Here is a 15,046-nt window from a genome sequence, read left to right as displayed (position 1 = left end):
GAGCATTACGCTATAAGCCCGCTCGAAGGCATGACGCCGCCCTGCCATACCGGTGAAAGCCCGGTATGTCCCGACCATTTCGCTCACCAAAGGGACGCCGCATGTCTAGCCTTCTCACCAATAATTCCGCCATGACTGCTCTGACGACGCTGAAGAGCATCGCCGGAGAACTCGACAAGACCAGCAGCCGCATCTCGACGGGCTTGAAGGTCTCGAACGCTGCCGACAACGCGGCCTACTGGTCGATTGCCACGACGATCCGTGCCGACAATGGCTCGCTCGGCGCGGTGAAGGACGCTCTCGGCCTCGGCGCGAACTCGGTCGATACCGCCTTCAACGGCATGAACAGCGCCATTGAAGACATGAAGTCGATCCAGGCGAAGCTCACCGCAGCGATGTCGCCGAACGTCGATCGCGGTAAGATCCAGACCGAAATCAGCGCCATCCTGAACAAGATCAAGTCGACTGCAGACTCCTCGGTGGTGTCCGGCGAGAACTGGCTGTCCACGGATTCGGGCGCAGGCAACTACATATCCGACCGCAAGATCGTTGCTTCATTCACCCGCGTCGACGGCGCCATCACTGTCGATACCGTGAACGTTTCGGTTGACGAAACGAAGCTCTACGACAAGACCACGACGGCTTCGGCTGGCGGCGGTGTGGATGCGAACATCGCGGCCGGCAAGGCGGCGTTCCAGGCGGCGGAGACCCAGTGGGATACCGACCAGGCGACCTGGGAGGCGAGCATCAAGGACGCGGCGGCGAAGACGGCTTACGACACGGCCAAGACCACCTTCGACACTGCGAAGGCGACCTACGCCACGGCCATCGACACGGCCAACGCGGCTGCCGTCAAGGACGCGGACGGTGCGGGCGGCATCCTCAACAAGGAATGGGGCGTCTTCGGCAAGGACGAGGACGGCGCGTACAAGCACTACGCTCTGTCTGTGGATAAGCTCGACATCTCGGCGATCCAGAACCAGGACCTGTCGAAGCTTCGCGCCTACATCGCGGTTGTCGACAAGGCGCTCAACGCCATGACCGAAGCGGCCACCACGCTCGGCGCGAACAAGACGCAAATCACCTCGCAGACGACCTTCGTCGAATCGCTGATCAAAGCGAACGAGCGCTCCATCGGTACCCTCGTCGATGCGGACATGGAAGAAGAATCCACCCGCCTCAAGGCGCTGCAGGTTCAGCAGCAGCTCGGCGTTCAGGCACTCAGCATTGCGAACGGCAACACGCAGAGCATCCTCTCGCTCTTCCGCTAATCGCATCCCTCATCCGAGGATAGCGTCGACAGGCCACGCCCCAAAAGGGCGTGGCCTTTTTGCTACGCAATCTCCGCGCAAGATTAGAAAGAGACATTGCCGCTGAGACGATATCGTTAGAAGTCGGGTCTGTGCATGACTGGTCGCCAACACGCCGAGAAACTCTGGAGTAATCTCCTTGAACTCGGAGCGCGCCGCCTTGCCGCATTAGGCATCATCGGGCTGGCTGTATTCCTGGCGGTGGGTTTGGGGGCATACTATCTGAGCCGTCCGGCGCAAGAAGTTCTATATACCGGGCTTGAGCGCGAAGACGTAAGCCGAATCGGTGCCGCGCTGAAGGACGCCGCCATTCCCTTCGATGTGAGCGCTGATGGGACGGCAGTTCTCGTGAGCTATGGAAAGACAGCGCAGGCGCGAATGATCCTTGCCGAGAAGGGGCTGCCGCAGAGCACCAAGTCAGGATATGAGCTTTTCAATGATCTTGGGTCGCTTGGCCTGACTTCATTTATGCAGGAAGTCACCCGGGTCCGAGCGCTTGAGGGCGAAATCGCGCGAACCATTCAAACAATGAAAGGTGTGAAAGCAGCGCGCGTTCATATCGTCATGCCGGATCGCGGCTCATTTCGTCGTGAGCAGCAGCCGGCATCGGCCTCCGTCGTCGTTCGCACAGAGCAGGCAGATGACATGGCCTCCGCTCAGGCGATCCGCCACCTTGTTGCCGCGGCGATTCCTGGCATGAAGGTCGACCGAGTGACCGTGCTGAACACGGATGGCACGTTGCTTATGTCCGGTGACGATGGCGCGAATGTTGCTACGGGCAAGATGGCAAGCCTCGAGCGCGTGGTCGGTCGGGAAATCCAAGATAACATTCGCAAGACCCTTGCGCCCTATCTAGGTCTTGGAAATTTCGAGGTCAGCGTTGCAGCCCGCCTCAACACGGACAAGACCAACACCAGTGAGACGATTTACAATCCGGAATCGAAGGTTGAGCGCTCGGTTCGTACAGTCAAGGAGACAGAGGTTTCGCAGAACCGAAGCAGCCAGAAGCCGACGACGGTTCAGCAAAATATCCCGAACCAACAGGTCCGAGCCGATGGTGGTGAGAATTCGAGCGAGGATAATCAGCGCCGCGAGGAGCTGACGAACTATGAAATTTCCTCAAAGACGGTTCAAACGGTTAGTGACGGCTACGCGATCAAGAATCTATCCGTCGCAGTTCTCGTGAATCGCAGCCGCTTGGCCACGCCGAGCGGTGGCGATCAAACGCGCGCCGATATCGATGCCCGCATCGCGGAAATCGAGCAGTTGGTGTCGTCCGCTGCCGGATTTAATCAGGCACGGGGGGACCAGATAAAGGTTGCGGCCGTCAGCTTTGTTGATGACGGCCGGATGATGGAACCGACGCCGCCTCTGAGCCTTGTCGAAGTGCTGATGCGCCAATTCGGGAACATCATTAATGCGGCGACAATTCTGATTGTCGCAACCCTCTTGATTTGGTTCGGCCTGCGGCCCGCCGTGACCGCGATCCTAGCCCGGCCGGAAGCCGAGCAGGCATATGGCGCATCCGCACCTGCACTAATTGGGGACGATGCCGGCGTCGAGACTGCTGCGGGCACCGCGCAAATCGAGGCAGCGACAGTTCCGAACCTCATTGAGGATCTGACCGGAAAACTGAATCGCTCTCCGCAGAAAAAGCTCGAACAGATGGTTGAGTTCGATGAAGACCAAGCCGCAGCGATCCTGAAACAGTGGCTGCTCCAGGCGGAGGCAGCCTGATGGTAAGCGCGATTTCGCGATATCTTATCGATTTTCAGGTCGATGGAGCTTTCGACAATCTGGTTCACCAGGAGCGCGAGCGGGATTCCTCAGAACCGATCGAAGATACGGCTTCACTCGTCCGCGAGGCAGAGGAGCGAGTGAGAAAGGAAGAGCGCGCGAATTCTCAAGCAAAGTTCGATGAGGCGATTGCGGTTGAGAGAGCACGCGCCGATCAAATCCTCGCGGCTTCTCGGGAAGAATGGATTCGAGACGAAAGTGAGAAGCTGGCCATCGAGTTATCCGGGTCACTTCGTGCAATAGAGGGCAGCCTTATCTCCCGGATCGCACGACTTTTGGCCCCCTTCCTAACGGAAAGGATGTGCGCCCGAGTTCTCGATGATCTGCGCGCGACACTGATGGGATTGGCGGACGGCGGGGGCGTCTCGATGACAATTCGAGGCTCGGAAGACCTGCTTTCAGCGCTGAAGGAAAAATTGGGAAACTGCCTCCCGGCCGCGGAGTTCGTTCCCGACGGGACTTCTGAGATCCGCGTTGCCATGGGCGACGCCGTCATTGAGACCCAGTTCGCAACTTGGACACAGCGCCTCGCGGACGCGGTGCGACAGGATTGACCATGGCCGATCCAACCAAGCAAGAGATCATCATCGTCCGTCGATACGAGGCTGAAGAAGAACAGCACAAGGGCGGAGTCTGGAAGATCGCTCACGCCGACTTCATGACCGCGATGATGGCGTTCTTTCTCGTCATGTGGCTGATTAGCGCGATGGGGAAAGAGACGAAAGCGAGCGTCGCGAACTACTTCAATCCTATCCATCTCGCGGAAAGCACCCCCGACCGCAAAGGGTTGAAGGAGTCAAACAATACTCCCTCCCAAAGTGAGCCGGAAACCGAGAAGAAGCCGCTCTCTACCAAGGTGATTGACGAAGCGCCGGGCGGCCCGTCACCTCGTGTCCAAAGGCCACGATTCAAGGAGGGAGCCCTCTTTCAGGATCCCTACGCGATTCTCGCCAAACTCGCGGCGGAGGCTGAGCAGGAGCATCAGCCTGAGGCCGAGGGGGTTGAGTTGACGCCAGGGACTGCCGGCGAGCCGGGCATGAACGGAGGCGAGGTTTATCGAGATCCGTTCGACCCGCTCTACTGGCAGATGGCGTCAATGCCGAAGCCAAAAAGCAATGCACCAGGCGATCCGCAAACGGTGTCTCCGGTCCCCAAAGAGCGCAAGCTCGATGTGCTAGCGTCTCCCCAGCAAGCCACTGCGGAAACTCGGGTGAAGGATAGCGGAAATGCCGGGGTGACGGCCGCGCAGCCTGCTGAGAAGGAGACAAGAGCCGAAAAGCAGGCCGTGAACTCGCAGGAGAGTCAAATCCAGGCGGAGATCGCAAAAGTTACTCAGTCATCTGGAAAGGCCGGGCCGCATATCGAGGTCAGTCGCACTGGTGAGGGGATACTCATCAGCGTTACGGATGAGATTGACTTCAGCATGTTTGCGATAGGTTCGGCCGAGCCGCAACCGAAGGTCGTTCAGGCCATGGAGCGCATTGCAAAGATCATCAGCTCTCGTCCCGGGAAAATCGTCATTCGAGGTCATACCGACGGTCGTCCGTTCAAGTCTGATACCTATGACAACTGGCGTTTGTCGACCGCGCGTGCTCACATGGCGTCGTACATGCTCGTCCGCGGCGGCGTTAGCGAGGCCCGCATTGAGCGGGTTGAGGGCCACGCGGATCGCAGCTTGAAGAATGCATCGGACCCGAAAGATGCGGTCAATCGCCGAATTGAGATTCTTTTGCGAGAGCCTTCGTAGTGATGCGCCGTCCGCCACCACTCATCCTGCTGGTTCTCGGCTTTCTGGCGTCCTCTCCGATCAAAGCTGAGCCTGAGGCGGTCGCGGTCAAGGGCGAGAATGCCGACACGAATCCAGTGGAGATGGTCAGGTCTCTCCAGGCGTTGCAGGACCAGATCGCCGTCGGGTCAACGATGGCTCACGCCGCACAGCGGGTGCTTCTGACACGTATAGACGAAACGTTGTTTCCGCTTGATCCACAGGCCTGGCAGGATAAGAAGAACGTGCGTGCGGCGGTGACGTTCGTCCTCAGCGGCGGGAAGCCGGTCATCCTTCGGAAGCTCCTGTCTCTGGGCGTTCTTTCGGGACAGGACGAACGTATCGTGCAGGGCGCCCTCGCCTACGTCGAAGGACGGGAAGCCGACGCCAAGCGCTATTTCAATGATATCGACGTTGTGACTTTGCCGCCGAGCCTCGCGGGGCAAATGGCATTGGTCAAATCGGCGCTGACCGTTCGCGACGATCCCGCCGGATCTATGCAACTTCTCGACTATGTGAGGCTGCAATTGCCAGGAACGCTTGTCGAAGAGTCAGCGCTTCGGCGCGCAATCTTCGTCGCGAGCCAAACGGGAGACATCAACAAGTTCGAATTCCTGGCGAGGCAATACATCCGCCGCTTCAGACACTCCATTTATTCCGGGAATTTCCGCCAACGATTCGCGATGGCCTTAACCCAGCTTGAATTCACCCGGGATCCCAATCAGTTCGGGAGACTTGTCGTCATACTCAATGAAATGGAGCCCGACAGTCGAAGAGAACTCTATCTGTTGGTCGCACGCTCGGCGATTGACCAGGGTCGGACAAGTGCTGCGATTCTCGCCTCAGATAAGGCGCTTGTATTGTCCGATTCCGATAAGGTGAGCGCCTCAAGGGCCCGGCTCTACAGGGCCGCGGCGACTATCGTGACGGCAAAGGGGTTTGATCCCGGCGTCGACGAACTGCGAAAGATAGACAGGGCCGCTTTGTCCGTGAATGATCTCACTCTGCTCGACTCGGCGCTTTCCATGGCCAACTATATCCGCAATTCACCGGAGAGCCCTCCGGTTGGAAAGGCGACTTCTGATCAAACAAACGTTGCTGCCCAATCCCCCGCCATATCGCGGGCACAGGATGCTCTCGGGAGGGTGGATCAATTGTTTCGGAGGGAAATGCGATGAATACACTCGATATCCTCCCACAGAATGTGTCAAGGCGAACCGACGGCTTTCCTACGAAGTCGGCTCCGTCGCCTAATGATGCCGGGGATAGCAATTCGGGTGCAGACAGCGGCCTCGTCTTCGCGACATTGATTCAGGATCTATCCGACAGCACAGCGATGGGGGAGGGCATTCCTCCTGACGCGAGCAGCGCACGCTTGCTCGCTGCTGCAAGGCTCGCATCCCGAGAAAAATCAGACGAGGCAGTCGATGCATCCGCCGAATCCGACTCCAGCGTCGTTACTCAGGCCATTCCGGGCTGGACAGATCTCGCACTGCTGATCGAACAACCGCGTATTGCCGCTCAACAAGCCGCGGCGCGACAGGATGGAAGCGCGACGCCGCGGACGTCACCGGGGTCCCCAAGTTCGGTATCGGATGGAACGACCTCTCTGCTGAACCTCCTCGGATCGCAGTCTGAGGCAAAGGGCGAGGCTGAAGAGGTCATCAATCTTTCGAACGTGCCGAAACAAAGAGCGTCGGTCCTGCACCAGGAGGCGCATTTCAAGCCCGTGTTGCCTGTATCGTCTGCCGAGCCCGTGGTTCGGCGGAGTACCTCGGATCAGAGTGCGCCCCCCAGAACAGGTACGCAAGATGAGGCGGCTTCGCGAGGCTCGTGGGAGGCCACAGAGATAGAGTCCGGTGTGGCGGTGAAGAATGCCGAAAGAGGTCGGGTGGATGCGTCCGCACCGGCTAGGGTAGCCGACCCTGATGCCGCCGAATCCCCTTCAATGCACCCTGCCGCGCACCGCGTGGCGAGCGTTATCATTGAGGACGCGAAATCGACAGCGGACCGACAGGATCTTCAGGTTCGGCAATCCGAGGCCTTCTCCGTAGTCGGGACAAACCGCCCGTCCGAGGGCGTGGTTCGCATGCTCGACATTCAGCTTCATCCTGTTGAGCTTGGGACGGTGACGGTCAAGATGAAGCTTTCCGGCGACAGGCTTGAGATGGAACTCCATGCCAGCAGCAATGAGGCAGCTGATGTTCTTAAACGAGACTCTGAAAAGCTATCGAGCTTGTTGCGGATGTCCGGCTATCGGCCGGATGCCTTGACGATACACACCACCAGCACCGACAGCTCTCAACAGGGCAGTGCCTTCGGGCAACGTCAGCCATCCGCCGACCAGTCGTCGGCGGGAAGCTCCCAACAGGGAGCCTCCGGATCTGATGAACGTCAACAGGGGCGACAGCAAGGCCCCCAATCTCCAGGCCTGAAAGCTTCGAAAGACGAACTTGATGAAAGCCTTCATCCTCGCCGTAACATCGGTGGTCTCTATTTGTAGTTCGAATGCGGCGGCCGCGACAAATGCCGATAGCTGCGAGCGGGAGATGGTTCGAGCAGCTTCGAAGCATGGCATTCCGCTCGGCATGCTCTACGCCGTTGGCCTAGCCGAAACCGGGAGGAGAGGATCGCTGCAGCCTTATGCGATGAATATCGAGGGGCGTGCATATTTCGCGACAAGCGTGAATGATGCGATTCAACGATTTCAAGAAGCTCGCCGGGCTGGCGTAAAGCTGATTGACCTTGGCTGCATGCAGATCAATCACTACTACCACGGTGATCGCTTCGGATCGGTTGCCAGCATGCTCAGCCCCCGCGAGAACGTTGAGTACGCCGCTCAGTTTCTGAAAGAACTTAAAGCGCGGGAGGGAAGTTGGACGATGGCTGTTGCGCGATATCATGCCGGGCCAAACAATGACCCGGCCCAAAAGACTTACGTTTGTCGCGTGATCTCCAACATGGTTGCGAGCGGGTTCGGTGAGTGGACGCCGCGTGCTCGGAGCTTCTGTCAATAGAGTCTGCGTCGGCTGCGTGTCTGAAAGCTTGAGTGTCTAGCGAGCAAGTGTGATGGGCATCTCGATCCCATTTACCTTGCCCTCAAATACCGATCCATTCTCAGCGAGATGTGAGATGATAGCGCCGCGTGAGTACAAAATGATTGCGCCGTCACGGACTGTCCAGGAATTGATGTCCTGGAGATTTCGGTCTTTGCAGCGCACTGTCGACGCCTTGTAGAGGTCCAGAGAGGGAGCGTTCGATAGTTGGACTCGACAGGAACTGCCGGAGGCAACCCGCAGGGTCCAGTTCCCAGCTAGCGATGAGATGCTCTTCGTAACCTTGGGAGTTGGGCTCGCCGCAAAGTCAGAAGAAAGCTCCTCGGGCTTTTTATTACTCGTAAGCGACGCATTGCTATTCGAGCTCGGGATGCCAGCCGAATCCCTATCTTTTGCCGCCCATCGCCCAATAGGTTCCAACGGTTCCACTGTTATTTTTGGCCGAAGGTCAGGCGGGGCAGGTTTCTGAGTTCTTGGATATGCTCTGGGATCAGTCCAGGCGTCGGGAGAGGCGGTCGGGCTCGACAAAGCCACAGCCCCGCCGCGAGGCCCCCACGGGCCGGAACGGTACAAGTCCTCGACTCCGTTGCAGGCGGTAAGGCCACCGAGGCCGAGGAACGCTGAGAGCCGCAGACCAGTGCGTATATTTCGATAGCTTAAAAGCATTTTCAAAGCCGTTCCGCACGGCGACATAAGCACTTATCCGACGAAGGTGTACCCGATGTATCTTTTGGCTTCGATGGGATCGTAGCCGAGACGCTGTCTGAGCTTCTTGCGCAGCTTGCTGACATGGCCCTCGATGACGCTCTCCTCGACATCGTTGCTGTAGATGCCGTAGATGGCGTTGAAGATCTGCGTCTTGGTCAGACGGCGGCCGCGGTTGCGGACGAGATATTCGAGGATGTGGCGCTCGCGCCGCGGCAGAACCAGGCTCTCGCCATCGATCTCGGGATCGCGGCCATCGAAATAGACCTTGAGGCGCTCAGGCCGCTCGGATGTCGGGGCGCCGCTCATGCGCCGCCAGATGGCTTCGGAGCGGGCGAGGATCTCGCGCACATGGACGGGCTTGCGGACCACATCGTCGATGTTGGCGGCCAGCAGCTCGAGGGTCTGTTCGAGGGACCGAACTTCGCTCAAGGCGATGATCGGAGCGCGGGAATGGCGCCGGATGACGTCGGCGCAGGTCATGCGGTCTTGGAAATCGCCGAGGAGGAAGCCCTGTACGGCTTCAAGATCGGAACTGGAGGCGGCTCCAAGCCAGTCCTTGAACTCACCCGAGAACAGCCCGAGGGAGGAAACGCCCTCCCGGTCGAAACTGGCGACGTATCCCGCCGTCACCATCTGTCGCTCATCGACGACGATGTACATGTATCAAGCCCCCCGGCCCAAAAACGGTTGTCTGAACGCAAGCACTGAGAGAATGCCGCCGTGTCGCCGTCATGGCGCGCGGCCGACTTGTTTTTTACTTTGCTTTAAGATCGCGTGTGCTTGGATCTTCGGTCGCCCTCCCCGAATCAGTAGGCAGTTCGAAAATGCCGTTCGGGCGATTCGCCGTCAACGGCAAATAGATCTCCCCCCCGACAAAGCTCACACATTCCCTAACTGTGTGACCCATATGCAGGGCGATATAGTAAGAAAATAAGTCTAGAAATTAAAAAGAGAGGCCTCAGGCGGCGATGTATATTTCTTGCTGTGCGCATTGCATGCAAATTATATCGTCAATTCTAGGTTGTAGTGAATTTATATAATAAGCCTTAAGCACAATAGATTTAATTAGGCGGATTTAGATTTAAGGACGCAGTTGTCGGTTGTGTAACCATATTTCTATTGGGCGATATTTGTTTTATGCTTTGGTGCTTAACTCTTTATAGACATCGTAACACGTAGTCTCTGCCACGAAAAAGCCACTTTCCGTTTGGGGATGCGTGATGCGCTTTCTTAACAATCTGTCGCTGGTAACCAAGCTGGCCATTCCGGTGGTTATCTTCGTTGCGATCACAATCAGCATTATCGTGCTCGCCCGGAGTGGCCTGAATACGCTGACGCAAAATACTGAGAAACTTGTAGAGGTCGATTCCGCTCGCGTCACGGCGATCAGGTCGATCAGTGCAGCTATGAATGAGGCGACGATCCAAGAGAAAAACATCATTCTCGCATTGGATCAGGATTCAAGAACAGGCGCGGCCCAGCGATATGAAGAATACAAAAATCTTGCTGTCAGAGAGACGGACAGCTTGATTTCTCGAACGAAATCGGAAGACCAAAAGGCCGCTTATGAAGGGATTAAGGTCTATCTTCTCGATTACTTTGTTGCCACAGACAAAAGCGTCGCCCTTGGTATCAAAGGTTATATGGACGAGGCCGCCAAGGTGGTAACAAACGGCGACGCGCGCCAAGCTCGGATTCGGATCCGCGACCTTCTCAATCGGCAGGCGGATGCCGATTTGCTGGGTTTGCAGCAGGCTAGAGAAGAGGCCGATGATCTCGCGAAGCGAACATCCCTCATCTTGATTGTGGCCGCGAGCGGCGGCCTTGCCGCAGCCGTTGCATTGATCGCAGCAATCGCGGTCCTCGGAATTACGCGGCCGCTATCAAGAATAACAAATGTCATGGCGCGTTTGGCTGCCGGCGATCTCGCGGTGTCTGGGGCCGGAGCAGATCGAAAAGACGAGGTTGGTCGAATTGCACGGGCGCTTGAGGTCTTTCGAGACAGCGGCGTCGAGGCCCGCCGACTCGCTGCGGATCAGAATGCTGAAAGTGAAGCGAAAGTCTATCGCGCCCAACTTCTCGATCGGCTGACAAAGGAGTTTGAAGCGAAAGTTTCGATCCTAACCCAGTCGCTTACTGCCTCGGCCGGTCAAATGGAGGCGACAGCGAGGGCGATGACGGACGTTACCGAGCAGACCAATCACCAGACGGTCAATGCAGCCTCCGCCGCGGCTCAGACCTCGGCGAATGTGCAAACGGTAGCCGCGGCGACAGAAGAACTGTCCATCTCAATTCGCGAGATTTCGAGCCAGGTTACACAATCATCCCAGATCGCGGAGCGGGCCGTGTCGGACGCGAACCGTACAAACGCAACCGTGCAAACACTGGCCGCATCCGCTGACAAGATCGGAAACGTCATCGCATTGATCAACAACATCGCGGGGCAAACGAACTTGCTTGCGTTGAATGCGACGATCGAAGCTGCCCGCGCAGGCGAAGCTGGAAAGGGTTTCGCCGTCGTGGCGTCCGAGGTCAAAGAGTTGGCTAGCCAGACGTCCAAGGCGACCGATGAAATCTCGCAGCAAATCGGCTCGGTGCAACACGCAACAGAGGAGGCGGTCCGCGCAATCCAAGTCATTGCACAAACGATTACGGAGATGTCCCAGATATCAACCTCAATCGCCGCGGCGATGGAAGAGCAAGGCGCAGCAACTGCGGAGATTGCGCGCAACGTCCAAGAGGCCGCTCGTGGAACCGACCAAGTCACCGGAAACATCGGAGATGTTCGACAGGGCGCCGATGAAACCGGTGTTGCGGCGTCACAGGTCTTGAGCGCCGCACAGGATCTCGCTCAACACTCCGCAAGTCTCGAGCGGGAAGTCGACGCATTCCTTGCCGAAATGAAAGCCGCATAGAAAACGCGACTGAACAGCCTTTGGGATCATTCGGAAACAGCAAGGCGTTTTCGATCACCTTGATCAAGATAAGAGTAGCGCACATGGACGACCTTCTCCGCGAGTTTCTCACAGAGACAAACGAGCACCTTGACATCGTCGACGTCGAACTTGTCCGGTTCGAGCAGGATCCGAATAACGAGACGATCCTCCGCAATATTTTCCGGCTAGTGCACACGATCAAAGGGACATGCGGCTTCCTCGGCCTGCCACGCCTCGAAGCGCTTGCTCACGCGGCGGAAACGCTCATGGGCAAGTTCCGCGATGGAATGCCGGTTACGACCGAAGCGGTCTCATTGATCCTTTCTACTCTCGACAGGATCAAAGAGATCCTTGCGGAACTTGAACGAAATGGCGTCGAGCCCGAGGGCGTCGATGGCGATCTGATCAACGATCTTGAGAGGATGGCTGCTCAAAATGCGACGATCGATCTGGCGTCAGATCAGAAAGTAGAGACGATCGGGACTTTGGCCTACCAGGTGCTTGAGCGTGATCTGCTGCCGGGCGAGGTTTCGCTTGATGAACTTGAGCGGGCATTTCGCGAAGCGCCCGGACCCGATACGCAAACTCCGAAGCAGCACGTAGAAACCATAAACGACGCTCCGAGAAAGCCGGCTGGGTCAGTCGAGACGGTGGATGCGAGCGATGCATCCGCGAGCAAGATACAAACCATTCGCGTGAATGTTGATACGCTCGAGCACCTGATGACGATGGTGTCGGAACTTGTTCTGACGCGAAATCAGCTGCTTGAGATTTCTCGTCGCCACGATGATGCAGGCTATAAGGTTCCCCTGCAGCGCCTTTCTCACGTCACGGCTGAGCTGCAGGAAGGAGTGATGAGAACACGCATGCAGCCTATAGGCAATGCGTGGCAGAAGCTGCCACGTGTGGTGCGCGATCTCTCGGCGGAACTGTCGAAAAAGATCGAGCTCGTTATGCATGGTGCGGACACGGAGCTCGATCGTCAGGTTCTGGAGGTCATCAAGGATCCGCTAACTCACATGGTTCGGAACTCCGCCGACCACGGAATTGAAACGCCTCTGGAGCGGCAGGCGGTCGGAAAGTCCGAGCGCGGCACGATCCGCCTTAACGCGTATCACGAGGGCGGAACGATCACGATCGAGATCGCGGATGATGGTCGAGGACTGAATTTCGCAGCCATCCGCCGAAAGGCTGTTGAACGTGGCATCGCCAGCGAGATGGAAGTCGAGCGTATGAGCGAGGCACAAGTCGCCAAGTTCATTTTCCACCCCGGGTTCTCGACTGCCAAGGAAGTTACCTCGGTTTCCGGCCGTGGCGTCGGGATGGATGTTGTAAAGACTAACATTGAACTGATTGGCGGAACGGTTGATATTCGCTCTGAGCAAGGGCGCGGAACGACTTTCACGATCAAGATCCCGCTGACATTGGCGATCGTTGCTGCCCTCATTGTTTCATCCAAGGATCAGCGGTTTGCAATTCCACAAGTTGCAGTCATGGAACTTGTTCGGGTAACGCCGGGGTCTGAGCACGTCATTGAGCGCATCAACGGGACGCCCGTCCTGCGGCTCCGAGAGCGTCTTCTGCCGATCATTCCTTTGTCGAAGGTTCTCGGTCTGGAGAACACTGAAATCTTAGATGAGGGGTTCGTTGTGGTGACGCAGGTCGGGCGTCAACGGTTCGGCATCTTGGTTGATGGCGTCTTCCATACTGAGGAAATTGTCGTCAAGCCGATGTCGTCCAAGCTGCGGCATATTCAGTTGTTTTCAGGTAACACGATCCTTGGCGACGGCGCAGTTGTTCTCATTATCGATCCAAACGGACTTGCTCGCATGGTCGGGTCGGGGTCCGAAGACGGTCGGTTCCAGAATGATGATGGCCTCGAGAAGGCAAGCGCCGGCAGCCAGGAAACGACAACCCTTCTTGTCTTCCGCGGGGGAGGGGAGAGCCTCAAAGCCGTTCCGCTCTCACTCGTCACGCGACTTGAGGAAATCGATGCTGACACGATCGAATGGTTGGGGGGGCGCCCGCTCGTGCAATATCGTGGTCGCCTCATGCCTCTTGTCGCATCGGATGAGACAATGGAGATCAGGAGGGATGGGCAGCAAGCTCTCGTCGTGTTCTCAGATGGCGATACCTCGATGGGCCTCGCTGTCGAGGAGATTGTCGACATTGTAGAGGGCAAACTCGATATCGAACTTATTGCAGAGCGTTCGGACCTTATTGGGTCGGCGGTCGTCCGCGGTCGAGCTACGGAAATCGTGAATATCGCTCACTACCTCCCCCTGGTTCACGAAACGTGGGCGCGCTCGACGGCAAGCCGCTCCGATGCAGCAGCGACCGTCCTTCTGGTCGATGACTCCGCATTCTTCCGCGATATGCTGACGCCTGTACTCAAGGCATCCGGGTACAAGGTGCATGGAGCTGCTCGTGTTGAAGAGGCAATTCAGATTCTCGGATCAGGAGCACATGTGGATGTTCTGATCACGGCGATCGACCTCGCTGACCGCTCCGGATTTGAACTCGTGGAAGCACTTCGCGGATCGACACGATTTGCCTCTTTGCCGGTGATCGCTCTCGCTGTCCGGCATGACGCGCAGCAAATTGCCCAGGCGCACAGGTTGAATGTCACAGAACTTGTCGCGAAGTTCGACCGCGACGGACTGCTATCCGCACTTTCAGAACTTCAAGGATCTCTCGAGAAGGCTGCTTGATCATGGCGAACGCGAAAATGAACGGTCCCCAGGCGCCGAAGGTCGCCGATGAGCAGATCGAGTACGTTACCGTCAATGTGCACGGCCAGACGCTCGGGCTGTCAATCGATCGAGTACACGATGTGTTCGTGGTGAGCGAGATGACGACAGTCCCATTGGCATCCCCGGAGATCGTCGGGTTGCTCAATCTCCGGGGACGAGTTGTTACCGCTGTGTCATTGCGCCGGCGACTTGGGCTTCCCGATCTCGTGGAGGAGGGGAGGCGCATGGCAATTGGCCTTGAGCACCGCGGAGAGTCATACGGCCTGCTTGTGGACGGTGTGGGGGAGGTTCTGAAACTTCACGCGGCTGATCTACAGCCCAATCCGGTGCATTTGAACGCCGGCTGGGCGAGCCTTTCCCGTGGAGTGCACCAGCTTCAGGACAGATTGCTAATTATACTGGACGTTGATGCCGTGCTCGCCTTTGAGACACAGAAGCAGGCCGCCTGATAGGATCCGCTCCTTATCTTACTAACCAGGACTAACCATCGTGAGCCTTGACCTTTCCACGCCCGTTCTTGTTGTCGATGACTATCAGACGATGGTGCGGATTCTACGCAACCTCCTGAAGCAGATTGGCTTTGTGGATGTCGATGATGCCTCGGACGGGACTGCGGCCTTGGCGAAGCTTCGCGAGAAGCGTTACGGGCTGGTGATCTCCGACTGGAACATGGAACCCATGACTGGCTACGAGCTCCTTCAGCAGGTTCGCGCGGACGATG

At 57.4% G+C, this 15,046-nt stretch carries 13 protein-coding genes; 11 read left to right on the top strand and 2 right to left on the bottom strand.

The window, feature by feature from the left end:
* Positions 1-101: 101 nt before the first annotated feature.
* The 7 genes from HB375_RS00065 (at position 102) to HB375_RS00035 (ending at position 7,889) form a co-directional block, all read left to right on the top strand.
* Positions 102-1,271 carry a flagellin N-terminal helical domain-containing protein gene (locus HB375_RS00065; protein WP_167670769.1) on the top strand — a complete coding sequence of 390 codons (1,170 nt, stop codon included), beginning with the start codon at positions 102-104 and terminating at the stop codon, positions 1,269-1,271.
* Positions 1,272-1,406: 135 nt separating this feature from the next.
* Positions 1,407-3,047, top strand: coding sequence for a flagellar basal-body MS-ring/collar protein FliF (gene fliF / locus HB375_RS00060; protein WP_167670767.1), 1,641 nt, complete (start codon positions 1,407-1,409; stop codon positions 3,045-3,047).
* Positions 3,047-3,661: an arylamine N-acetyltransferase gene (locus HB375_RS00055; protein WP_167670765.1), complete on the top strand. Its 615-nt coding sequence runs from the start codon at positions 3,047-3,049 to the stop codon at positions 3,659-3,661. The genes fliF and HB375_RS00055 overlap by 1 nt, the downstream gene beginning before the upstream one ends.
* Before the next feature lie 2 nt (positions 3,662-3,663).
* Positions 3,664-4,854: a MotB family protein gene (locus tag HB375_RS00050; RefSeq protein WP_167670763.1), complete on the top strand. Its 1,191-nt coding sequence runs from the start codon at positions 3,664-3,666 to the stop codon at positions 4,852-4,854.
* Positions 4,854-6,050 (top strand): chemotaxis protein, encoded by a 1,197-nt coding sequence (locus HB375_RS00045; RefSeq protein ID WP_167670761.1) that lies wholly within the window; start codon positions 4,854-4,856, stop codon positions 6,048-6,050. Before HB375_RS00050 ends, HB375_RS00045 begins: the two co-directional genes overlap by 1 nt.
* Positions 6,047-7,375 (top strand): flagellar hook-length control protein FliK, encoded by a 1,329-nt coding sequence (fliK, locus tag HB375_RS00040; RefSeq protein WP_167670759.1) that lies wholly within the window; start codon positions 6,047-6,049, stop codon positions 7,373-7,375. The genes HB375_RS00045 and fliK overlap by 4 nt, the downstream gene beginning before the upstream one ends.
* On the top strand, positions 7,329-7,889 hold the full coding sequence (locus HB375_RS00035) for a transglycosylase SLT domain-containing protein (RefSeq protein WP_167670756.1): 561 nt from the start codon (positions 7,329-7,331) through the stop codon (positions 7,887-7,889). The genes fliK and HB375_RS00035 overlap by 47 nt, the downstream gene beginning before the upstream one ends.
* A gap of 36 nt (positions 7,890-7,925) precedes the next feature.
* Here HB375_RS00035 and HB375_RS18550 read toward each other — a convergent pair whose 3' ends face one another.
* Both HB375_RS18550 and HB375_RS00025 read right to left on the bottom strand, forming a co-directional pair.
* Positions 7,926-8,594 carry an AprI/Inh family metalloprotease inhibitor gene (locus HB375_RS18550; RefSeq protein WP_425515155.1) on the bottom strand — a complete coding sequence of 223 codons (669 nt, stop codon included), beginning with the start codon at positions 8,592-8,594 and terminating at the stop codon, positions 7,926-7,928.
* 33 nt (positions 8,595-8,627) lie between these two features.
* The gene (locus tag HB375_RS00025) at positions 8,628-9,296 is read right to left on the bottom strand and encodes a response regulator transcription factor (RefSeq protein ID WP_167670752.1); all 669 of its coding nucleotides are present in this window, start codon (positions 9,294-9,296) and stop codon (positions 8,628-8,630) included.
* Positions 9,297-9,856: 560 nt separating this feature from the next.
* Between HB375_RS00025 and HB375_RS00020 the strand changes: the two genes are divergently transcribed.
* The 4 genes from HB375_RS00020 to HB375_RS00005 all read left to right on the top strand — a co-directional run.
* The gene (locus HB375_RS00020) at positions 9,857-11,551 is read left to right on the top strand and encodes a methyl-accepting chemotaxis protein (protein ID WP_167670749.1); all 1,695 of its coding nucleotides are present in this window, start codon (positions 9,857-9,859) and stop codon (positions 11,549-11,551) included.
* An 83-nt stretch (positions 11,552-11,634) separates the two neighbouring features.
* Entirely contained in the window at positions 11,635-14,283 is a 2,649-nt protein-coding gene (locus HB375_RS00015) for a hybrid sensor histidine kinase/response regulator (RefSeq protein ID WP_167670747.1), read from the top strand.
* Between the two features lie 2 nt (positions 14,284-14,285).
* Positions 14,286-14,774: a chemotaxis protein CheW gene (locus tag HB375_RS00010; protein ID WP_246728271.1), complete on the top strand. Its 489-nt coding sequence runs from the start codon at positions 14,286-14,288 to the stop codon at positions 14,772-14,774.
* A gap of 40 nt (positions 14,775-14,814) precedes the next feature.
* Positions 14,815-15,046, top strand: a 232-nt coding sequence (locus HB375_RS00005) for a response regulator (RefSeq protein ID WP_167670744.1), incomplete at its 3' end; no start/stop codon positions are given.

Source organism: Microvirga terricola (genome assembly GCF_011777495.1).
In the GTDB taxonomy this organism is placed as follows: domain Bacteria; phylum Pseudomonadota; class Alphaproteobacteria; order Rhizobiales; family Beijerinckiaceae; genus Microvirga; species Microvirga terricola.
The sequence above is the reverse complement of the archived record's forward strand: the minus strand, read 5'-3'. Positions and strand labels throughout refer to the sequence as shown.